The organism is Pseudoroseomonas cervicalis ATCC 49957 (genome assembly GCF_000164635.1).
In the GTDB taxonomy this organism is placed as follows: domain Bacteria; phylum Pseudomonadota; class Alphaproteobacteria; order Acetobacterales; family Acetobacteraceae; genus Pseudoroseomonas; species Pseudoroseomonas cervicalis.
Genome location: NZ_GG771060.1, coordinates 1 through 1,022, shown reverse-complemented (window position 1 = coordinate 1,022; position 1,022 = coordinate 1). Strand labels below are relative to the sequence as shown.

Annotated in this window: 1 protein-coding gene; it reads right to left on the bottom strand. The window is 71.8% G+C overall.

The features are described 5' to 3' along the window. Positions 1–963, bottom strand: a 963-nt coding sequence (locus HMPREF0731_RS21715; protein WP_051014854.1) for a YihY/virulence factor BrkB family protein, incomplete at its 3' end; no start/stop codon positions are given. Between the last annotated feature and the right edge of the window lie 59 nt (positions 964–1,022).

Sequence of the window (1,022 nt, the reverse complement as noted above, 5' to 3'; positions counted from 1 at the left end):
GTCGGCCATGGTGGCGCCGCGCTGGCCCATGCGCCGCTCCGGCCCCGTGGTGGTGTCGCGCGCCGTCTGGTGCTCCATCTCGGCATTCAGCTCGGCGCCGAACAGCACCACCATGGCGGAGAGCCAGATCCAGGTCATGAAGCCGATGACGGCGCCGAGCGAGCCATAGGTCGCGTCGTAATTGCCGAAATTGCCGACATAGAAGGAGAAGCCGGCCGAGAGCGCGGCCCAGGCCAGCGCCGCGAACACCCCGCCCCAGCTGACCCAGCGCCAGCGCGCCTTCTCCCGGCTGGGGCCGAAGCGGTAGAGCGTGGCCAGCAGCGCGGTGATGAACAGGATCAGCAGCGGCCAGCGCGCCAGGCGCAGCAGCAGCTCGGTGCTGCTCTCGAAGCCGGCGAAGGCCAGCACCACCGGCAGCACCACCACCGCGCTCATGGCCAGCATGGTGAAGACCAGCGCGCCCAGGGTGAAGGCCAGGGTGATCAGGGTGCGGCGGAGGAAGCCGCGCTTCTCCTTCTCCTCGTAGACGATGTTCAGCGCGTCGAACATCGCCTTGGTGCCCTGGTTGGCCGACCACAGCGCGACGCCGAGGCCCAGCACCGCGCTGAAGCCGAGCGAGCCGCGCTCGCCCGAGGCCAGGCGGCGCAGCTGCTCGTCGATGATCTGCATGCCGCCGGCGGGGATGAAGCCCTCGGCCTGCTGCAATTGCTGGCCGACCATGGCCGGGTCGGCGAACAGGCCGAACAGCGAGACCAGGGCGGTCAGCGCCGGGAAGACCGAGAGCAGGGCGTAGAAGGTGACGCCCGCCGCCTCGGTCATGATGCGGTCCTCATTCGCCTCGATGGCGGCGCGCTTGAGGATGCTCCACCAGCCGCGCGCCGGGATGTCGCGCGGGCGCATCGCCGCATGGCCCTGGGCGGCGCCGGCCGGGCGGGCGGGGGCGGGCAAGGTCTGGCTGGGCATGGCGGGACTCCTGGGCGGCGCCGGCGGCGCGTCATCCGCCCTGTAACGGCCGGCCGCGC